Annotated in this window: 18 protein-coding genes; 5 read left to right on the top strand and 13 right to left on the bottom strand. The window is 52.2% G+C overall.

Features of this window, described 5'->3' with window-relative positions:
- The coding region (locus BLP63_RS06335) for a group II intron maturase-specific domain-containing protein (protein WP_278278124.1) at positions 1-558 on the top strand (558 nt) is incomplete at its 5' end.
- Positions 559-676: 118 nt separating this feature from the next.
- On the opposite strand, the gene BLP63_RS06330 is transcribed toward BLP63_RS06335, so the two are convergent.
- Positions 677-1438, bottom strand: coding sequence for an acyl-CoA dehydratase activase (locus tag BLP63_RS06330; RefSeq protein WP_092590064.1), 762 nt, complete (start codon positions 1436-1438; stop codon positions 677-679).
- Between the two features lie 68 nt (positions 1439-1506).
- Positions 1507-2664: a double-cubane-cluster-containing anaerobic reductase gene (locus BLP63_RS06325; protein WP_092590063.1), complete on the bottom strand. Its 1158-nt coding sequence runs from the start codon at positions 2662-2664 to the stop codon at positions 1507-1509.
- 394 nt (positions 2665-3058) lie between these two features.
- Between BLP63_RS06325 and BLP63_RS06320 the strand changes: the two genes are divergently transcribed.
- Positions 3059-4135, top strand: coding sequence for a PstS family phosphate ABC transporter substrate-binding protein (locus tag BLP63_RS06320; protein ID WP_170829329.1), 1077 nt, complete (start codon positions 3059-3061; stop codon positions 4133-4135).
- Positions 4119-5840 (top strand): hypothetical protein, encoded by a 1722-nt coding sequence (locus BLP63_RS16825; RefSeq protein ID WP_092590061.1) that lies wholly within the window; start codon positions 4119-4121, stop codon positions 5838-5840. Before BLP63_RS06320 ends, BLP63_RS16825 begins: the two co-directional genes overlap by 17 nt.
- Positions 5841-6064: 224 nt before the next feature.
- Here the strand turns inward: BLP63_RS16825 and BLP63_RS06310 are convergent, their stop codons facing one another.
- The 4 genes from BLP63_RS06310 to BLP63_RS06295 all read right to left on the bottom strand — a co-directional run bounded on the left by BLP63_RS06310 (position 6065) and on the right by BLP63_RS06295 (position 8127).
- Positions 6065-6889 (bottom strand): hypothetical protein, encoded by an 825-nt coding sequence (locus BLP63_RS06310; protein ID WP_092590060.1) that lies wholly within the window; start codon positions 6887-6889, stop codon positions 6065-6067.
- Between the two features lie 15 nt (positions 6890-6904).
- The gene (locus BLP63_RS06305) at positions 6905-7462 is read right to left on the bottom strand and encodes an SRPBCC family protein (protein WP_092590059.1); all 558 of its coding nucleotides are present in this window, start codon (positions 7460-7462) and stop codon (positions 6905-6907) included.
- Positions 7463-7641: 179 nt separating this feature from the next.
- The gene (locus BLP63_RS06300; protein ID WP_092590058.1) at positions 7642-7908 is read right to left on the bottom strand and encodes a YtxH domain-containing protein; all 267 of its coding nucleotides are present in this window, start codon (positions 7906-7908) and stop codon (positions 7642-7644) included.
- A 15-nt stretch (positions 7909-7923) separates the two neighbouring features.
- On the bottom strand, positions 7924-8127 hold the full coding sequence (locus BLP63_RS06295) for a hypothetical protein (RefSeq protein WP_092590057.1): 204 nt from the start codon (positions 8125-8127) through the stop codon (positions 7924-7926).
- Positions 8128-8449: 322 nt separating this feature from the next.
- On the opposite strand from BLP63_RS06295, the gene BLP63_RS06290 reads away from it, so the two are divergent.
- A complete protein-coding gene (locus BLP63_RS06290) occupies positions 8450-9619 on the top strand; it encodes an MFS transporter (RefSeq protein WP_092590056.1) in 1170 nt (389 codons plus the stop codon).
- A 254-nt stretch (positions 9620-9873) separates the two neighbouring features.
- Here the strand turns inward: BLP63_RS06290 and BLP63_RS06285 are convergent, their stop codons facing one another.
- From BLP63_RS06285 to BLP63_RS06260, 6 genes are all read right to left on the bottom strand, one after another.
- Positions 9874-10731 (bottom strand): PhzF family phenazine biosynthesis protein, encoded by an 858-nt coding sequence (locus tag BLP63_RS06285; RefSeq protein ID WP_092590055.1) that lies wholly within the window; start codon positions 10729-10731, stop codon positions 9874-9876.
- A gap of 122 nt (positions 10732-10853) precedes the next feature.
- A complete protein-coding gene (gene msrA / locus BLP63_RS06280) occupies positions 10854-11327 on the bottom strand; it encodes a peptide-methionine (S)-S-oxide reductase MsrA (RefSeq protein WP_092590054.1) in 474 nt (157 codons plus the stop codon).
- A gap of 111 nt (positions 11328-11438) precedes the next feature.
- The gene (locus BLP63_RS06275; protein WP_139159786.1) at positions 11439-12551 is read right to left on the bottom strand and encodes a phosphatase PAP2 family protein; all 1113 of its coding nucleotides are present in this window, start codon (positions 12549-12551) and stop codon (positions 11439-11441) included.
- The gene (locus tag BLP63_RS06270) at positions 12551-13336 is read right to left on the bottom strand and encodes a PhzF family phenazine biosynthesis protein (RefSeq protein ID WP_092590053.1); all 786 of its coding nucleotides are present in this window, start codon (positions 13334-13336) and stop codon (positions 12551-12553) included. Before BLP63_RS06270 ends, BLP63_RS06275 begins: the two co-directional genes overlap by 1 nt.
- 198 nt (positions 13337-13534) lie before the next feature.
- Positions 13535-14461, bottom strand: coding sequence for a lipoyl synthase (gene lipA, locus BLP63_RS06265; protein WP_092590052.1), 927 nt, complete (start codon positions 14459-14461; stop codon positions 13535-13537).
- Between the two features lie 92 nt (positions 14462-14553).
- The gene (locus BLP63_RS06260) at positions 14554-15654 is read right to left on the bottom strand and encodes an AI-2E family transporter (protein WP_092590051.1); all 1101 of its coding nucleotides are present in this window, start codon (positions 15652-15654) and stop codon (positions 14554-14556) included.
- 314 nt (positions 15655-15968) lie between these two features.
- On the opposite strand from BLP63_RS06260, the gene BLP63_RS06255 reads away from it, so the two are divergent.
- Positions 15969-16715: an RluA family pseudouridine synthase gene (locus BLP63_RS06255; protein WP_092590050.1), complete on the top strand. Its 747-nt coding sequence runs from the start codon at positions 15969-15971 to the stop codon at positions 16713-16715.
- Positions 16716-16905: 190 nt separating this feature from the next.
- Here BLP63_RS06255 and BLP63_RS06250 read toward each other — a convergent pair whose 3' ends face one another.
- Positions 16906-19893 carry an AAA family ATPase gene (locus BLP63_RS06250; protein WP_092590049.1) on the bottom strand — a complete coding sequence of 996 codons (2988 nt, stop codon included), beginning with the start codon at positions 19891-19893 and terminating at the stop codon, positions 16906-16908.
- Positions 19894-20128 lie beyond the last annotated feature (235 nt).

The following is a 20128-nucleotide window of genomic DNA, read 5'->3' as shown; positions in this document are numbered from 1 at the left end:
AGGTATCTGGAGGGCAAACTGAAACTGAAAATGAATGCCCAAAAGAGCAAGGTCGTCAGTGTGTTGGCAATAAAACACTTCAAATTTCTTGGCTTTTGCCTTGGGAAGAACAAGAAAGGCGTCTATATACGCGCCCATCGGGAATCCCTGGCGAAGGCAAAACGGAAACTGAGGCAACTGACCCGCCGAAATCAGGGCAGAAATGTGCGCATGGTCATGGAAAACGTTAAAAGCTTCATCCGTGGATGGCTCGGTTATTACTATGTAGCCGACATAAAGCGGACGCTGATGAGTTGGAACGAGTGGTTGAGACGGAGGCTTCGGATGTACGTCTGGAAACAATGGAAGAAGCCAAGAACCAGGATCATGAATCTAAAGAAACTGGGTATTCCGGAGTGGCAGGCATACCAGTGGGGCAATACCCGTCTGGGATACTGGCGAATTGCCGGAAGTGCTGTACTCAATCGTTCCATTACAAATGAAAAGCTCGCACTGGCCGGGTATTATGACTTCCCGGCTCAGTACGAGCAATTACGCTTAATGCACTCAAGCGGTTGAACCGCCGTATACCGAACGGTACGTACGGTGGTGTGAGAGGACGGCTACTCAACTAATGGGTAGCCTCCTACTCGATTGGATTTCCCTTTTGATTGGAAGGAACAGAAGGAACCGTCCCTTATGATTCCTGCGCAAGCAAGGCCGCACCTATGGCACCGGCAAATTGCGCGTCGGGGTGATGGTGGACTTCAAAATTAAGTTTGCTGGTGAGCAGCTGTCTTAGGTAGCCTGAGTTTGATACGCCGCCTGTGAAGAGAAGCTGGTCCTGAACAGAAATGCGGCTGGACAGATGCTGGACGCGCTGGGAAATGGAACTGAGGATACCGGCGGCAATCGCGCCTTTTTCTGTGCCTTGGGCCAGTAAGCTAATGATTTCACTCTCAGCGAAGACGGTGCACATGGCGTTGATGGTGACAGGGTCTCCTTGTGTGGCAAGTTGGTCGAGGTCGTCGACTTCTATTTCAAGCACGTGGGCCATGACCTGGAGAAATCGACCGGTGCCGGCAGCGCATTTGTCGTTCATGACAAAGTCTTGGACGCGACCATCGGCATCTATGGAGATCAGTTTGCTGTCTTGTCCGCCTATGTCAATAATGGTGCGAGTCGCTGGATTCAGGTGGACGGCGCCCCTGGCATGGCAGGTGATCTCGGTGACTTTCTTGTCCGCGTAAGGGATGGATACGCGGCCATAGCCTGTGGCAACGACGCCGCGAACTGCGCTGTCTTCTGCATCCATTTTTTCAAGCAGAGCCATCTTGAGAAGGGACGCGGTCTCTTTGATGTTCCACCCTGTTGGCAGCATAACTTTTTCCATGCGTCCATCACGGATGGCGGCGCCCTTAGCGCACACCGACCCAATATCTATGCCCATGTGGATCATGAGGTCATTTCCTTTCCGGGATGTGTCGTGGTTTCATTTTTTGATTTTTGTTTGAGTGGTTTGCCGAATTAGAGCATCTCAATAAAAGCGCCAAGGCGAGTTTTTAACTGGCCTGTGTCTGAGGAGGCATAGTCGGTCTCAAGGGCGATGTATGGGAGGTTGTGCTTTTCCTTGACGTGACGCTTCACGGAGAAGCCTTCTATGTTATAGGTGTGGCAGGCCTGGAGAACCACATCGACAACGCCGTCTGCCTTGAAGCGTTCAATGAGCTCGCTGAGTTTGTCCAGTCGGTCCTGGTTGTTGGACATGACAGAACACGGAGTGTTCAGGTATTTGCGTGCAATGCCTTCAATGGGGTCAAGTGACTCATCGATCATTTCCTCGACGGCCTTGGTGCCAAAGCAGTTTTCATAGGTGACAACAACACCGCCGTTTTCTTCAATGGCAGTGATGATTTTTTCGGTGGCGCCGGCAATTGGGCAGCCGGTAATGAGGATCCTTGGGGCCTCCGGTTTTATTTTGCTGCCCTGCGTTCTGTAGGTCTCGTAAATTTGCTTTGTGAGTGCCTGCATCTCCTGAATCTGTGCTTCTTTGTCAAATTTGAATTCAGAACCATAGAGGGCTTTGTGGACGTCGAGTCCGCTGATTGGCGGCGGCGTGAGGCTCATGAGGTTGTAGAATTCCTTAATGGTTTCTCTTTGGCGGTTTTTAAGTTGAATGGCTTTCTTAAGATCTTCGTTTGTGATGGTAATGTTGAATTCTTTTTCAAGGCGTTCTTTGAATGTAAACACTTCTTCTTTGAAGTAGTCCAGAGATCTCTCGGATTTGTTTTCATTGGGGAGCTGAAGGACGTGGGTCGGTTTGACTTCGTTCAGCAGCTCATACATTTTCTTTTTGCCGTCGCAGGTGCTTTCGCCTACGATGAGGTCAGAGAAGTAGAAGTACGGGCATTTGTCGGTGACGGCGAAGCCGTAGCTGGATTTGACGAGTGGGCATAAGTTGCGCGGCAGGACTTTTTCGGACTCTGGAATGGTTTCGTCGCTGGTGGCGCAGAGGCCAACGGGGACGGCGCCGGCGGCCATGATGACCTCGACGGGGGTGTAGGTGCAGTAATAGCCAATCAGATTTTTGCCGGCGTCTTTGACGGCCTTGGCGGCGAGGAAGCCTTGCTTACGAGCATCGGCAAAGCTTTCGAAGATTTCTGGCAGTGAGTTTTGTTGGGACATTGTGAGACCTCCTGGGTTGGGATAGTTTTTTGTGTTGACGGATGAGACGTTCTAATTATTGTCTTTGATAAACCGCTGACTAAGAGATTTTTTAATTATTGAAATATGGCGCAGCCACCAACAGTTTACCGTGTTGTGTGAAAGGCGTGAAATTGAAAGATTCAATTGATAACGGGGATCAATAAAAAAATAGGATGATGGTGGGTGTTTCCAGTATAGCGGCGGGGTGGGTTGGGTGACTATCGGCAAGGCTTTTGGGTTGGTAAGGGGGTTCTGAAAGGTCTTGCGTTTGCAGCTGAAGGTAGTATAGTTAAATTGGATCTCTTAGATAAGAATTTAACAATTTGTTTGTTCAACTTACCCTGCTTGAGCAGAAACTATGGAGGCGTTTGAAATGTCAGGTCGTTCTACGAAAAGACGCAGAAATATTTTGCTTGTTGAAACAGGAATTTCTGAAGCCATCCCTTTTCGCCGAATCACGACAATTATTATCACTGTTTTGATAATCTTGACGGCCTTAGTGTTTGGCGGCTGCAGTCGGGAACAGGAGGGTGCGGTGGACGGGGGTCAGACCCAGGCGGAAAACGGGGGTGAAAACGGGGGTCAGACCTCCTCGGAATCTGGCGGCGATACCGAGGGGAATGATGGGGGTCAGACCTCCTCGGAACTTCGCCCCACCTTCACGCCCGAAACCTATCCCCGAATCGACGGCTCCACGGTGACGATTCCACTCTCCGAGGCTGTTGCTGCTGAGCTGATGGACATGTCTGTCGAAGAAGCGCGTCCTTATATACTTCACAACAAAACTCATCAGGCCTACGTCAATCTGATTGAAAAGAAGGCCGACCTTATTTTCGTCACCTACCCTTCCGCAGAGGAATTTGCCTTGGCTAAGTCTTCCGGAGTGGTTCTCGATATTATTCCGGTGGTCAGTGAAGCCTTTGTGTTTCTGGTCAATGCGGAGAACTCCGTAGCAGGTCTGACCCCCTCAGAACTTCAAAAGATCTACACCGGAGAGATCACAAAATGGAGCGAGGTGGGTGGAGCGAATCTCGACATCATCCCCTATCAGCGTCCGCTGAACTCTGGCAGTCAGACGGGATTTTTGGATATGGTCATGGCGGGTCTGACCCCCATGGAACCGCCTATGGAGCAAGTCATAGCTGAGATGGGCATGCTGATCGATGCTGTTGCCAGCTTTGAAAATGGTGAGGGGGCTCTGGGCTACTCCTACTATTATTTCGTCATGGATATGTGGGGTGCGGAGAACATCAAGCTGCTTGAGATCGATGGCGTGGCGCCGACGCCTGAGGCCATCACGGCAGGCACCTACCCTTTTACAACCGCCTACTATGCTGTGGTACGGCATGACGAGCCAGAGGACAGCCCGGCACGACAAGTGGTGGACTGGCTTTTGAGCAGTGGGGGTCAGACCCTCGCGGAGGAGACTGGCTATGTGCGGATTAAATGATGGCACAACTGACCGCTGTAGCCTCCGCCGGAGGGCAGGCCTGATCCTCCTGTTGTTGATCACCGGCATTTCCCTTTTCTTCAGCGGCTGCATCAGAAATCAAGAGGCACCCAACGGGCTGTCCGGCACTGAGACTTCAGCTGACTCTGAGACTGATGAACAGACAGTGGATGGGGATGAGCGACCATCGGCAAACGCCCCTCTTGTTAGCGCTGACCCCCTCCAGTCCAAACCTGTCCCGGACCTCGCCGCGCTCCCTGTCATTAAATCCCCGGAGAAGTTTCACGCCTTATATTTAAACCCCATTGAAGTCCTGACCACCCAAGAGGAAGTCCCTGGCACCCTTTGGAAAAGCACGGTTCAAATCAGCGGCCTCCGGGACGAAATCGTCCAAAAAGCCATCAACGAGGACCTCAGCAGATTATACAGCGCCCTGATGGAAGACTATGTCCCGCCCTACAGGGGCATCTATCAGCGGATTCCGCCGGGTACGCCCCCTGTCACTATGAACCTTAACGCCTTTGTCGCCTTTAATTTCGAAAACCTGCTTTCCGTTGTCATATACTGCGACAAGACTTATGACATTCAAAGCAGTGACGGTGAAGAAAGCACGAAACCCAAGATGCAAGAATACGCCTCACGGGTCGAAACACGCAACTATGACCTGCGCACTGGCCGGGATGTCGCACTGGCAGAGCTCTTTTCGGACCCGCCGCTTGCCATGGAAAAGGTAAACAGCGAGGTTGCAAAGCTCCTCAGCGCCCAGCAAGCGGATGAGGAGCCCGGCTTTGACATGGGCATGCGCTGGGCCCCTGCACTGACCACCGCTTTCAAGGGTCTGACCCCGGACCAGAAGTTCTACCTCCAGCCCACGGGCATCACTCTCGTCCTCGACCACCACACCCCTGCCTTTGACACCGGCTTCCACCCCGCCCATCTAAGCCTCTCCTTCGCTGCTTTTGAAGGTGGTCTGGCACTCCGCCAGCGCTTTGCCAGCAGTCCCGGCGCCAACATCTACCGCGACACCGGCCCCCGTGACCAGCAGTTCGTCCAGTCCGGCACCTTCTCAAGCGAACACCTCGCTGCTGGTGATGAAGGCGGGTTCAATCCAACTGTCAACACCCACCTGAGTTACCGCTATCCCACCGACCTTCCCGCCCCGCTTCTCACCTTGGCAACGACAGCTGTAGAGGAGTCCCGGCAGTTCTTGAAAACCCTCGAATTTACCGGCACCCTCAGGCCTGGCGAGGAGCCCTACTGCGAAATCTCCCTGGACGTCATCAAGGTCGGCCCCTTCACCACGCTGCGCCACGCCGTTTATACCAATGCGCCCGTGAAGGATGCTGCGAGTGATGAGGGGGTCAGACCTGCTATAAACGACGCCTTTTCACTCCGAAAATCATTGCCCCAAAGCCACGCCCAGAATCCCATCTTTTTCACCAGCTTTTATGCCGATGGTCGCCAGATCACCCTGGAAGATTGCTTCCAGCCCGGCCTCGACTACGACGCCCTTCTCACCGACGCCTACAATAAACAGGCGCTTCAGTATGGCTATCCCACCGTCGAAAAAAGCCAGCTGGCAAACCCCATGCTCTCCATAGGTCACACGGGCCTTGAGTGTTATTTCCCTGAGCTTGGCGATTACGGCTATATGAACCTCCCTTATGAGGATTTGGGCAGCGAACATTTGACGATTTTTGATTAACCGAGGGGGTCAGACCTGCATAAATGTCCTATGGCATACCGAGGGGGTCAGACCTGCGAAGTTGTGGAAAGCGGGACCATCGGCAAAATCCTTAAAATATTTTTTTGGCAATGGTCATTCGCCCCCCATCCCCCGCATCCACTAAACAAAAAAAGCAAGGCCGTCGAAGCAGAACACTCTGCCGACGGCCTTGAAACATTTTTGAACTTAATAATTATCTCAAATCAATACCGGCGCGAAGTCTTACGGCTCCGCCGCCCCTGCCCAAAGCCAAAGGCCGTGAGCAGTCCAAACACCACGAGTACAGCCGCCCCCCCTATAGCTGCATACTGAATCGCTGGATACTGCCCTGCCCAGTAATCCCTATGCTGGAGGTAGATTCCCACAAAAGCCCAAACGATCACCAGCGCATAGGCATATTCGCGGTTTTTGTAAATGGCGAGCACGCCCAGCAGCACGGCTACGGCCATCACGGTCACCGTCCAAAGCACGGGTGACAGTCCAAATGCGTTCCACTCAATACTGACGAAAAATGCCGCAAAGTTGGCAATGGTCGCGACGCTGATCCACCCCAGGTAAATAGAAAACGGCAGGTCCACCAGCACAGTCATCATGCCATAGCGCTCCCGCTTTGTATCCTGCAGCCTGAGGTATATGCCAATAAGGGAAACCAGCAACACCAGCATGAACAGCAGCGTCAGCGCCAGCTCCTGATAATGCCAGAAGTAGATCCAGGCCATGTTGGCCACGGAGCTGATGATGAACAGCGGCCCAATATCCGCCGTAACCCGGGAGACGCCCCGTTTCCCCGCAGACGTCCACCCCAGCTGATAGAGGACGAAAAGTCCTAACAGCAGATAAATGAGCCCCCAAATGGAAAACGTGATGGGCGCCGGCGTGAATAGGTTTCTGAAATCATCCGAAACCTCCCCCGTGGTCAACCCGTTAAAGGGCAAAATATTCGCGAGGGCGTTCACCGCCAGAGTCCCTGCGAAAAAAAGCAAATTAAGAACTTTCAGCGGTTGCCCGGATTTCTTGTATAGCTCCACGTCATCACCCCAATCTTATTCGTGTTGAGTTGTGTCGAGCGGTTCGTGAGACTTGAAAGCTTCATGTGGCTCGAAAGCTTCATGTGGCTCCAAAGTCTCTTGAGACGCAGGCTGCAAGTCGGATTCCAGCGGCTCGGGCTGGTCATGGGTCTCGACAAATTCCTTAAACCTGGCCATTTCGTACTCGGTGCGCTTTATAAAGGACTTTTTCATGCGCGGTCCAAGGTAGCGCATCATGCCGCTGAAGACGAATTCGTTTTCAGTCGTCCAAAGAGTTTTTCCGTCGACCTCAGAAAACATGTTGGTGACTCGGTTCCAGAGCTCCTCAGTTTCGTAAATAGCCGTGTAGGCATCTGGAAGGCGCATATCGACCAAGGTTTCCGTCATTTCCAGAGACTTCTTGCCCGTGTCGAAGACGAGCCGCGTCTTCGCGCTCAGCGTGAAGGGCTCCCCCTCTAAGGTCTCCACTTTGGCCAGACCCCGCTGCCACTTTGGCAGGTGCTCCGTTTCCGTCATGAGCTCCAGAACCTTGCCCCTGGGCCGGTCAATGACGATTGAATGATTGTATTTCACGGTGGCAGGCACCCCTTCCTTTTTTATTTTTTTGCCGATGGTCCCCCACCCACAAAAAGACAGCGGCAGAGCATGCCGCCAAAATTCACTTATACTGCAGATTATATTTTATCACAAAATCTGACGGTGGCGGCACTTGGAAGTTAATAGTCCCGTGATTGGTCCCGTTAATAGTCCCACTAATCCTCCAGCACGTCCTCATCCTCGAAATATTCCTCATCTTCGCTACAGCATTTTCCCCACATGCCACGACACTTATCCTTGAGGTCGCCCAGCTGGCCCTTGAAGTATCGCCTGTTTTCCTGACCGTCCCACGGTGTCAAAAATAAAGCGAGCAGCGCTCCAACAGCCAATCCAATTAAAATACCTTCCAGCAAGCGTATAATATTCGTCTTACGTCTCAACTGCTCAAGTTCCTCATATTTATTCTTTCTGACAACTAGCATTTGCGTCACTCCCTTTTATTTATTTTTAAACAGTGGTTCACCTTTGACAAATTTGCTTACCGCATAGGCGAATGCCGTCAACACTGCAAGCTTCAGAAGCTCAGCAAACGCCGGCCCCTGATTATGGCTAAGGATGTTCAGATTAAACAGATGAATGGTAACATCCCTGTTGTTCCTTTCACTCCTGCTGATTTCAATGGGTTTCTTAAACGCGCTCATATAATCACCTCTCAGACCATAGATACCCTTATCCCCCTTCCAAATAAACACTGAAAGCGTGAAATTGGCAGAAAATCGTAGAAAATCAGGGAAAATACTAAAAAATCTTCATTGGTAAAGTCAGTGCGTAAAAAAAAGGCTAAATGTCTTTGACGGCATCCTGTTTACAACTTACTATGAACATGAGGAGTCATGATGGGGTCAGACCTCTCATGTTTGGTGCGGGACAGTCCCGCACCAAACGTTCCCATTATTTGGTTGGGGACAGTCCCGCACCAAAATCTCCATAGCACACAAAATTCCAAGCCGGAGGTACACGCACTTGAAAACCAATAAGAAATGGATGATTGCCACGGCTTTCGCATCCATCTTTGGCCTGGCAATTTCGACAGGCATCCGGGGCATCCTGGTCCCCAACTTCATAGACAGCTTTGGCGTCACGGACGGACAGATTGGCATGCTCTTTACAGCGACGACCTTCTTCAGCGTCTTCGCCATCTACTACGGCAGCCAGTGGGGCGAAAGGGTCGGACTTAAAAAAGTCATCCTGTCAGCCCAGGTCGTCAGCGGCCTGCTCTTCCTCGCCGTTTCCCAGGTCAGCGGCTATACGCTCTTTGTCATTGGCTACAGCATGATCCAGTTTTGCATCTCGCTGCTCATCATTTCCCTGAATACTATGGCCACTGTGATCCAGGTGCGTTATCCTGCCATCCTGGTCAACCTGGTCCACTTCTTCTTTGGACTGGGCCTCACCTTCAGCCAGCGGGCCGGTGGCGAACTCGTCGCCAGGGGGTTCGACTGGGTGGACCTGTTCCGCATGGTGGGTATTCTGTATTTTCTCACTGCTGCCATGACCTTCTTCATGAAAGAACCCAACACTATCCTGCGGGCAGAAAGAGTCAAGCTCCGCACCCTTCCAAACAAAGGCTACCTGGCCCTGCTGGCCATGGGCGTTGGCTTCTATGTCGCCTCAGAGCTCCAGACCGCCAACTGGATTGTCTATTACCTCAAGACCATGTACGACTTTGCGGAAGACCGGGCCGGCGGGGTCAGCGCGATATTTTTTGGCCTGTTTACCATAGGGCGCCTCCTGGGAGGTGTGATTGCGGAGAAGCTGGGATACGTGCGCAGCGTCGTGGTGTTCACGGTGAGCGCGTCGGTACTCTACGTCAGCGGGATGCTGTTAGGCGAGCTCGGCCTGTACCTGATTGCCGGGGCCGGCTTCTTCTATTCCTTGGTTTTCCCGATGGTCACCATAATCCTCGCCCGCGATTTCGGACAATTTCGGGCAACAGCCATCGCGCTGGTATCCACGGCAGGCAACCTGATGACTCTCATCACCAGTCTTCTGATTGGCGGTATGACGGACTGGATCGGGATTGGAACCGGCTATTGGGTGATTCCGGTCTCAATCGTACTGTCAGCAGCTTCCTTTATGGTGGCTTTTGGGCGACAAAGAACCATGGGGGTCAGACCTGCGGAGAAGTTTTGAAGTATGGGGACAGCATGGGGGTCAGACCCGCGTGAAAGTTCCGAGGGGGTCAGACCTGCTTTTTTCGAAACGAGGGGGTCAGACCCACTCAGTTCTGTCTCTTCGCTGGACAAAATAAAAAAGCCTCTTTGAAAAGGCATTTGCTGCAGGTTCGAACCCTTGGCAAGCTTTTTCTTAGGGGCTTTTTACTTCGTGTTTATCTTTTTGTTTTGTGATGCTGAAAGATCATTTTCCGGCGCTGAACGCGTCACCGTTCATTCCTTAATTGGCAGGCGAATCTGTCCTTCAATGGCGACGTAGGCACAACCCGTTATGTCGACATTGCCTTGTGTGACATCCAGGATCAGCCGACCTGCGCGCTTTGAGGCTTGTACAGCCACGAGATGCTGCTTTTTAAGCTCTCTGGACCAATAAAGGGCCAGTACAGTGTGGATAGAGCCTGTGATCGTGTCCTCGTCTACGCCTATCCAAGGATTGAAATACCGTGAGGCAAAGTCGTAGTCCAAAGGGTTGCTGCTCCTGCAGGTAATGCTTAGGCCTCCTAACTCAAAGTCCAGGTCAATACCGCGGAGCTTGTTGAAGTCGGGCTTGATTCTGGAAAGGGTGAGCTCGTCATCTACCTCAATAATCAGCTTTTTAAGGTTACGGCTATAAACGGCCCGCTGATAATTGTTGATGCCCAGGTACCAGAGCACTTGCTCTGAAGGGTCCAAGGGTTCATAATCATCAAGCGGAAGAGTTATGGTGATGTCCTCATCCCTCATCCTGGTAAAAATCTCTCCATAAAGGGTCTTGAATACTATGCATGGACTATTTTCACCGAGCTCTTGCTGAAGTACCTTTGCAGCGGCCAGGGTGGCAGAGCCTGACAGCTGTACCTCTACCTCTGGCGTAAACCAGCGCAGGGCGTAAAAAGCGCACTGACTGCGGGCCGCTTCAGGCGGCAGTTTCGCCACAAATGCGGTTTCGGAATGGTTGAGCTCTGCGGCTATGGCCTGCATCACCTCATCAGGCAGTGCCTCATCCATGAGAATGACACCGGTTGGGCTGCCAGCGAACGGGACCTCCGTGAATGCATCGACATGAAAGTATTGGAGCTGCTTTGTTTCCATGGGAGATCACTCCGTTCTTTTAAAAAAGGAGAAGCCAATTATCAGGCTTAGGTTCAAAAAAAGGAGACGCCCAAACCACTGTGGAAATTTACCACACTGACTTCAGCCATAAGCCCTGTAAATTAATCCAGCTTAATGTGGCAATACCCACCGGGGTTCTTTTTCAAGTAGTCCTGGTGATATTCCTCAGCCTCGTAAAAATTCCTGAGGGGCTCAAGCTCTGTGCGAATTGGCAGGTCATAGTTTGAACGCGCCTTGTCAAAGTAAGCTTCAATCACTGGGCGGTCTGATTCCTCTACATAGTAGACCCCCGTCCGGTACTGATTCCCAATGTCCGGCCCCTGCCTGTCGATCAGGGTCGGGTCAATAACGCTGAACAGCTTGTCGAGCAAAATCTCAAGCCCGATCACTTCAGGGTCATATTTGATTTTGCAGGTTTCCGCATAGCCAGTGTTTCCGGTGCAGACCTGTTTATAGTCAGGATCCTCAGTGTGACCATTGGCATAGCCGACCTCGGTATCTTCGACGCCTTCAATTCGCGAGAAAAATTCCTCGACGCCCCAAAAACAGCCGCCGGCAAAGAAAATTTCTTTCATGAAAATTGCCTCCTCTAAATTGAGCTTGCGGTAAAAATCGCAAAACAATCGGGGTCTCAAACGGGTTCTCAAACGGGGTCTGACCCCCAAAGTACTAAAAAAATGAAGCGACTACCCGCAGCGTCCCGGATAACGCTTAAAATCCAAAAGTGATGGCACACCCCAAGTGACCATTAGACCGGTTTCAACAGTGGCAAAAGCCTTGACAAGCAACTCTGGAAGAACAGCCAGTGTCAACAGCCAGGTTGTTGCCAAATAGGCGCCCGCTATGGCAACCAAGCCAAAGGCAAAAGTAAGGGCGAGTGCGGCAACTGAAGGATCGCGGTCTGAATTTACACTACGCTGGGACCTTTCCCCTCTGCTGCTTTTCCAGTGGCCAAAAACCGCGCCCGCCAGCAGACAGATCAGCTGTACCGCACCGTCATCCTGATAGACGAAGATACCAGTGGCTGCGAGGGCGAGGATGGGGATCAGTGACCATCGGTTAAAATTTTTTGAAAGCACTGGACCTGAAAAACCGAGAATTGTCCCAAGAGCCGCGCCCGCCAGGACATCCTGAGGCCAGTGAACGCCAAGGTAAAGCCGGGAGATGCTGATCAGCGCCACCATCAGCAGTGAAGTGCCAAGACGCCCAGGCCGCCAAGATCCGCCCTGTCTTCCAGTTTCAAAAAACTTGCCACTGGAAAGCAGTGCCACCCAAAAGGTCGCCGCCGTCTGGGCATGGCCGCTCGGAAACGAGGCGCTGCCGGCGGTAAACACCCAAAGACCTTCAAGCGCCTGGACGACTTCAAAGGGCCGTGGTGCCGCGATAACCTGCTTTATGACAATATTGAGCAGCACAGAAAGCACCACCAGGTTCATGAGCGCCATGATGTCTTGTCGGCTAAAACCGCCGTCAGATTTCCCACGCCCATTTAAGTAGACACGGCCGTTTGTCCCACTGATCTCATCTATGCCCAGAAAAGCCTTCCAGTACATCAGCCCCAGAACAGCGACATAAAACAAGTCGTCCCCCAGCATGGTCACCCCGCCCATGAAAAGCGTCAGAGCAGGATGACGCATAGACTGAAGCCACAGCAGCAGATCGATTTGCCAGCCGCCGGGGCCGCCGGGACCTCCAGGACCTCCAGGATCAAAGAGGCCAACAAAACCACCGAGACCACCAGTCAGGCTTGTCAAATCCTCAAAAACGGCTGCCAAAACAGCAGCTATCTCTGCTGCCATTAAATCGTAATAGTGCCTTCCATATAAGAAACAACCTTACCCATCAGCTTGACGCGGTCTCCCAGGACCTCCACCATCAGGTTGCCGCCGCGCTTAGACAGCTGCTTCGAGCTCATGACGGTTTTTCCGAGCTCTTTTTGCCAGTATGGCGCCAACGTACAGTGCGCTGATCCCGCAACAGGATCTTCGTCCTTGCCGGTGACAGGCATGAAATAACGGGAAACAAAGTCCACCTCTTTACCTGGTGCGGTGCAGATGACACCATGGGTCTGGACATTCAAGAGCTCCTCAAAGTCCGGATCCAGGTCTTTGATTTGATCCTCATCATCATAGATGAGCATATAGTCCCGGGTCGCGTAGCGATACACATGCCTTGGCAGTTTGCCCAGGGCCAGAACCAGCTCATACGGCATCTCCGCTCTCACCGCAGGCCGCGCCGGCAGGTCGAGGGCCAGGTGGTCGCCTTCCCTGTAAACTTCCAAAATGCCGCTCTTAGTCTGAAACTTCACCCGGTCAAGCGCCGGCTCCAGCGCTGTGAACACCACAAAAGCGCTGCTCAGGGTGCCGTGGCCGGATAAGTCCAGCTCTTTGTTGTCGGTGAACCAGCGCGCGTCATAATAGCCGTCGCGCTTCACGATAAAGGTCGTCTCAGCCGGGTTGTTCTCGCGGGCAATTTTCTGCATAAGCGCCTCGTCGAGAAACTCCTCCAAAGGACAGATTGCCGATGGATTCCCGGCAAACTGCTTATCCGTAAACGCGGCAAGCTGATAATATGGTATTTTCATAGCATTTCCTCCATCACAAGTCATCCTATTCACTGCAGGTTTATAGTGTTCGTCAACTGTTCGCCTTAAGTGTACAACATTTATTGCCAGTCGTGAAGGCTTTGCAGGTGAAACTGTGAATTTGTGGTGCTTATGAAATTGGCCCGGGACAGTCCCCACCTGAAAACTCAAGGTCTGACCCCCAACACCTCTCTCCCATCAATTCCCCTGAGCCTGAATCTGATCGTAGACCTTCCCCGCGTTGTAAGAGCTGCGCACCAGCGGCCCGGAAGACACGTCCTGGAAGCCCATGGCCATCCCCTTCTCAGCAAGGGCCTCAAATACCTCCGGATGCACGTATTCCTTCACCTGGTAATGCGCCGCTGATGGCGGCAGGTATTGGCCGATGGTTACCAGATCCACCTCATGAGCCCTCAGGTCCTTCAGGAGCTTGAGGACTTCTTCTTCTGTCTCCCCCAGACCCAGCATCAGCCCGGATTTCGTCAAAATATCCGGTTGCATGGCCTTCGCCCGCTGCAAAAGCTCCAGGGATCTGGAATACTCAGCCTCCGGTCTGATCTCAGGATACAGACGTTCAATCGTTTCCACATTGTGATTTAATATGTCCGGCCGCTCATTCATAATGACCTCAAGGGCCGCCCAGTTACCTCTCAGATCAGGGATCAGCACTTCAACAGAAGTCCCCGGTGAGGCTTCACGAATCGCCCGAATGACCGCCACGAAGTGCGCCGCGCCCCCATCCTCAAGGTCGTCCCGCGTTACCGAAGTAACGACAGCATGCTTAAGCCCAAGCTCCACGACGGCTTTAGCCACATGTGCCGGCTCTTCCGGGTCCAGGCACAGCGGCGCTTCTTTTGTTACATTGCAAAAACGGCAGCCCCGCGTGCAGTTAGGCCCCATGATCAAAAACGTCGCCGTTTTATTGCCATAACACTCCATCCGGTTCGGACAATTGGCTTCACGGCAAACCGTATGGAGCTGATTGGCCGCCAGCATGCGCTCAACCTCGCGGATGTCACGCATCTCACCTTTTTTGATTTTGAGCCATTCCGGCTTCCTCATCTTTTCTGACTGGACTGCGCTGTCATCGTGACAGTGTTTTTTGATATTGGACAAATCAGGCATTTTTCATGTTCCTTTCTTATTGGAAGTTTTGTTGTATTTGTTTGGTTTTGAGATCACAGTATTAGTTGGACAGCATTGTCAGACGGTTTTAATCAGGCAGTTTCATCAGCCTCTGCAGGGTCAGCGCCTTTTCTTTCCTTCCTTTCAATGTAGTGGACCAGCACAATATTGAGGATCGCGGCCACAGGAATGGATAGAATCATGCCTATCATGCCGCCAAAGGATCCACCCAGGGAAATGGCGAGGACTATCCACATTGGCCGAAGGCCAATGTAATTTCCCATGATGCGGGGCCCCACCAGATTGGCGTCAATCTGCTGGACAACCACGATCAAAATGGCAATCTTCAGGGCGTTCAGCGGATTGTAAAGCAGCGTGATGCCCACAGCTGGGATAGCCCCAATAAACGGCCCAACATAAGGAATCACGTTGGTAAGGCCTAACAGCAGCCCAAAGATTGCGGCGTATTTGACGCCCATTATTGTCATGCCCACAAAGGAAAGGATCCCCACAATTGTAGCCTGAACAATAAGTCCTGTCATAAACTTCGAAAAAATTCCGTGAATCTTCCCGCCCCATTCAAAGATAGACTGGGCGCGTTCCTGATCAAACATGGCATGACACAACCGAGCCACCGATGCCTGCAGGCGCTTCTTATCAATCAGGGCGTAAACGGAGACAACGATTCCAATCATGGTACTGAAAACCGCCGACGTCACACTCAATAGGCCCTGCGTCAGATTTGACAGCAGGATGTTCGCCCACTCTGCCAATCGACCGCGGATCGACACCAGTGCCTCTTGCACTGTGTCATTTGTGAGGATCCCGCTGTCTGAAATCTGTGAGTTCGCGCGGCTGATGAGCCGCGGCACGTCGTCTATTATTTCTGAAGCGTTATCAATGACCATCGGCACAACCAGCCAGCCAAAACCCGCCAGTAGGACAACCAGAAGAAGGTAAAGCACCCCTATGGACAGCCCCCGCCCAAAATGTAACGTCCGCATGAAGAAGTTGACCACGGGGTCGAGGATATAAGCAATCACCAAGCCAATTATAAACGGGGTCGTCGCACCGGCAATTGTGCCCACCCACGCGACAATGGCATCAAAATGGTTGATAGTCACAAAAGAAACGATTAAACTTAAGCTCAGGGCGAGCATAGCGCCAAGCCACCGCTTCATGTTCAGCTGCATGTAGCACCTCCAGACGGTCCATGCGGTGTTTCAAGCCGTGGCCGTGAAATTTCACAAGATTAGGACTATTATACACATACTTCAATCGCAGATACAAGTGTGAAAATGCAGGATGCCAGGAGATACGTGGGTCTGCCCTGCAAAAGATCGCACCAGGTCTGACCCCGTTGGTTCGTTGAAGGTCTGACCCCGTTAGTCGATCTGCCGTTACCAACCAGGTCTGACCCCGTTGAACGCGCCGTATTTATGTTGCATCAGGTCTGACCCCCACAGTTACCCCCTCAGTTCACGCCAACAATCGAAAGGAGCAATTTATGAGCTTACACATTCTCTTTGAAGACAAGCACGTTATAGTTGTCGTCAAGCCCCCAGGCATGCCTTGCCAGCCCGACCCCTCCAAAGCGCCCTCACTCCTTGAAGCTGTGCAGGCCCACATGAAATCCACCGGCGAGGCGGGCAAGACCGCGAAGCTCGTGCACCGGCTGGACAGACCCGTTGGCGGCGTCATGGTCTACGCGAAAACCCGTGAAGCAGCCGGCCATCTCAGCGCTCAGTTTGCCGATGGTCGCGTCAAAAAACGCTATCTCGCCATTGTACAGGGTCACCCCGCCCAAGACGGCGATCACTTGGTCCACCATCTCAAAATCACCGCCGGCAATGTGGTCGAAATCGCAGACGGCAATAGCGGCCAAAAGGCAGAGCTGAAATACCGGGTACTTGGGACGACCGAAACCGCTCTCCCTGAAAACACAGTCCCACTCGCACTGCTGGATATTTTACTCCTGACAGGCCGGCGCCACCAGATCCGGGTGCAGCTCTCAGCCAGTGGTTTTCCAATCCTTGGTGATGCCAAATATAATCCCGACTTCGTCAAAGACGGTACACCCATAGGCCTTTGGTCCTACGAGCTCAGATTTTATCACCCAGCCAAGCGAACAGCGCTGACCTTTAAAGCACTCCCGGAAAAAGAAATTAAATCCGGCAGTGCCGGCGCTTTTTCAGTGCCATGGTCCTATTTCACAGCTCAGATTGAGTCACTTGAGGAAAAAAGAAATAATTAATTAAATCCAGGTAGAAAGTGGGTGCCGGCGGCCTTCAGCCTCTGGCACCCACTTTCCATTTTGAAGATTTTTTTTGCGGGTCTGACCCCAAGTGTTTAAGTTACATCCGGAGTCAGGTACGTCCGGGGTCAGACCCGCAAAGTTCAAAATTTGTTTTGACGGAGTTTCTGACGGGGTCAGACCTGCGCATTTAAGTCTCAATCCTATTGAGATGGGCCGGATGGGAACGGATTTCAGCCTCAACCTCCTGGACAAAACGGATTTCATAAGGGTTCCCCATGAGCTGAGCGAAGTCCCGTGCTCTGCAAAGGTGCTCATCTACACTTTCAGGGATATCTGCAATATCAATAAGGCGGGCAAGGTGTGCTTCCGCTTTCGCCCTTCCCCAGATACTTTTGGTCAGCTCGAAGATCTCAACAGCGCGCACAATGGTTTCAAGAGACTGATCCATTCGACCCTGCCTGAACTTGGCCAGGGATAGGTTGGTCAGGATCAATGCAAGCCCGTTGGACGGCAGACTTAGCTCCGCTTCTTCAAGAGCCCTGGTGTAAGTATGAAAAGCTTCGTCATAGCGACCTTCACTTTCGTAGGCCATAGCCAGATAATTCAGTGTCGCCGCTATAGCGGAATGCGCTCTTGGCTGGGCTTCAGTCAGGGGTTCCAGGTACTGCAGCGCCATCATCAGATAATTCTGAGCGCTTTCCGAATCGCCGCTGAGAGTGGCATGAAGACCCTTCAACCTCCAGAAGACATGGATGAGGTCACCGGTAGGCTCGCCAGGTCCCCCCATCAGATGCCCAAGCTCGCTGAGAAGCTCGTCAAAAAGGGTCAGTTTGCCGGTTTGTATAGCATAGTAAATTTTTTGAAGGAGACAGAGCTCCAGCAAATCTTCGCAGTGGTGAATCTCAAAATGACGTATGGCTTTGTCAATAGCCTCAAGCCCGTCCGCGTAGCGGCCTTCCCTAATAGCCCGGCGCCCTCGCATATAAAAAACCTCATGGTCATAGGACGCGATTAGGTCATCCTTGGCATCCAGACGACTGCGTGCCTCATCAATAGACTGCATGATCTTGTCCTCGAGGGTCAGCCCGCCTTCGAGATCAGTGTTCTGCCCACTGAAGACCTCATGCCAGCGGTCCAGGTACCGGCGCCCGTAAATGACACGGTAACGGTACTCCCGCCGCGCGTCAGAAGCCAGGCGGCTGTGGTGGATGACATATGGCAGCACAGAGACACTCGCACGCTGAGCATAGAGATGCTCATAATAATCTGCTATTTTCTTATGCAAAATTCTGCGGCGTGTTGCAGAAATCTGTTCAGCAAGATAATCCTTGAGCTTTTGATGGGTAAAATGGTAAATCAGCCGTTCGCCGTCCACCGACTCCTCCAGGATCCCCGCGCCTCTGAGGGCCTCAATGAGGTCCACAAGCTCCACGTCTTCATAGGCTGAGATGGCCTGGATCGCTTCATAATCCGGCGACTCCATAAAAAGTGCCGCCACGTCTGCCACCCTGAGCGCCGGTTCAGACAGTCCAATCAGCTTCGACTGCATCAGTTCTTCAAATTTCAAGGTGTCCAGCTTATCAATGGTCCCCTCGTTAATCAGGTCCAGATATTCGCGAAGCAGCAGCGTATTCCCTTCTGAAGCCTCAATATACCTCGACATTGCCGCCTCATCCAGGATCACGCTGGAATTTCTAAGACCATTTTTAAGAAACTGCCGGGCTTCCACCGCGGAAAACCGAGCCAGCGGCACCCTCAGCAGCCACTTTTCCTTGGCCCCGCAGGCCGTCATGAAATCCAGCGCCTTAGACTTGACATCCCTGGAAGTCATGACGACCATGACATTCTTGAGATGCTCCCGGATGAGCTCAAGGAGAAGATTTATCGAATGGGTCTGACCCCAATGGAGGTCCTCGAAAATAAGAATCACGTTGCGTCGCTGCGCATAACGGCTGAGAAGGTCGCTGACCTCCGCCACCATGTCTTCATAGCGAATGCGTTCGTCCCCTTCAAGGCCTTGGCTCGCCAGAGCAGTTGCCGCCTGATCCGCGAAGCCGAAAATGCGACTGGTGCCGACCTCCCCCAGCTCCTCCAGCATTTCCCTAAGTATACCCCGGAAGATGCGGTACGGCAGGTCATGCTCCATAGGGTAGGCCGCTGCCCGCATGATTTTGACCGGGAGCTTATGCGGATGTAACTGCCCAGAGCTATTGCCGATGGTCTTCCCAACCCCCTTCCCACTCTCATGCCCATACGCATGCTCATAAGGAATTCCACTTTCCTTCACCTGGGCCTCAACCGCACTGACAACGCGCTCAACCAGCGTCGTTTTCCCTATGCCGGCTTCACCGGTGATCAGCACATGTCGGTGGTGATGGTTCTCAAGTAGGTTGTAAACCTCCTCCTCAATCGCTGTAAGTTCATCATAGCGGCCAAAGAAATAGGTTTTTGGACTTGCTGTCGTCTGACTCGTCTCTTTGCCCTTGAGCTCTAAAATCTTATCATAGAGCCGGGTCGTATCACTGTCAGGCACAACACCAAGCTCATCCTTCATTGTTCTCATCAGCCTTTGGTAAACCTCAATGGCGTGATTATATTCCGCCGTTCGCAGATAAAGACTCATCAGAGCGCGGATATTTTCCTCGTCGTAGGCATCTATTAGCGTCATTTTTTCACGCGCCTTGGCCGCCTCAACATAATCGTCGTCCTCCTCAAGCTGGACGGCAATTTTCTTATGATGCTCAAAAATGCGCTGTTGAACACTGCGCTGCTGATCAACGAGCCATTCCTGAAAAAATTCGTCTTCCTTAAAAGAAAATCCGCTAAGAAGCGTTAAATCCTCACGGGTAACAGCCTGAACAGGTTCCATTTCCCAGAGATCGCAGCGCCAGATCGCCTCCTTATTCAGATGGACACTCGAATGATTTGGCATGGTAAGCAGGTCCTCCGCCACGTGCTTTCGTATGAGATAAAGCGCGTTGCGCAGGCTGCGTCTGGCATATTCCGTATCGCTGTCCGGCCAGAAAATCCGGCACAGCGTATCCCTTGTCGTGGAGATCTCTACTGCCATAAAATATAAAATGGCTTCTGCTTTTTTCAGAGTCATATTGACAGGCTTCCCGCCGGCTTGAACCGAAGGGATCCCGAGAAGCTTAATCTCGATGGCTGGAACCATTTAAACGCCTCCTGGAGTAATACTTGAGTTGATGGGGCTTTTGTGCAGGTCTGACCCCGCGTGCTGTCTATCAGTTCTTTTTTTGCAGGTCTGACCCCATCTGTTTCTATAAACATTATACAACAAAATGACGCCCGTCTAAAGGCGTTTGGGGTAATGGCGTTTTTTACAGGTCTGACCCCATAGTTCCAACCCCAAGGTTCCACAACAAGGTCTGACCCCCTCAGTCACCCCC

The organism is Acidaminobacter hydrogenoformans DSM 2784 (assembly GCF_900103005.1).
Taxonomy (GTDB): Bacteria; Bacillota; Clostridia; order Peptostreptococcales; family Acidaminobacteraceae; genus Acidaminobacter; species Acidaminobacter hydrogenoformans.
This window is presented reverse-complemented; position numbering and strand designations above follow the sequence as displayed.

Coding starts and splice junctions, on each gene's coding strand:
- BLP63_RS06330 (WP_092590064.1), bottom strand. CDS start 1,438: ATGATCCACATGGGCATAGATATTGGGTCGGTGTGCGCTAAGGGCGCC.
- BLP63_RS06325 (WP_092590063.1), bottom strand. CDS start 2,664: ATGTCCCAACAAAACTCACTGCCAGAAATCTTCGAAAGCTTTGCCGAT.
- BLP63_RS06320 (WP_170829329.1), top strand. CDS start 3,059: ATGTCAGGTCGTTCTACGAAAAGACGCAGAAATATTTTGCTTGTTGAA.
- BLP63_RS16825 (WP_092590061.1), top strand. CDS start 4,119: ATGTGCGGATTAAATGATGGCACAACTGACCGCTGTAGCCTCCGCCGG.
- BLP63_RS06300 (WP_092590058.1), bottom strand. CDS start 7,908: ATGCTAGTTGTCAGAAAGAATAAATATGAGGAACTTGAGCAGTTGAGA.
- BLP63_RS06295 (WP_092590057.1), bottom strand. CDS start 8,127: ATGAGCGCGTTTAAGAAACCCATTGAAATCAGCAGGAGTGAAAGGAAC.
- BLP63_RS06285 (WP_092590055.1), bottom strand. CDS start 10,731: ATGGAAACAAAGCAGCTCCAATACTTTCATGTCGATGCATTCACGGAG.
- msrA (WP_092590054.1), bottom strand. CDS start 11,327: ATGAAAGAAATTTTCTTTGCCGGCGGCTGTTTTTGGGGCGTCGAGGAA.
- BLP63_RS06275 (WP_139159786.1), bottom strand. CDS start 12,551: ATGGCAGCAGAGATAGCTGCTGTTTTGGCAGCCGTTTTTGAGGATTTG.
- BLP63_RS06270 (WP_092590053.1), bottom strand. CDS start 13,336: ATGAAAATACCATATTATCAGCTTGCCGCGTTTACGGATAAGCAGTTT.
- lipA (WP_092590052.1), bottom strand. CDS start 14,461: ATGCCTGATTTGTCCAATATCAAAAAACACTGTCACGATGACAGCGCA.
- BLP63_RS06260 (WP_092590051.1), bottom strand. CDS start 15,654: ATGCAGCTGAACATGAAGCGGTGGCTTGGCGCTATGCTCGCCCTGAGC.
- BLP63_RS06255 (WP_092590050.1), top strand. CDS start 15,969: ATGAGCTTACACATTCTCTTTGAAGACAAGCACGTTATAGTTGTCGTC.
- BLP63_RS06250 (WP_092590049.1), bottom strand. CDS start 19,893: ATGGTTCCAGCCATCGAGATTAAGCTTCTCGGGATCCCTTCGGTTCAA.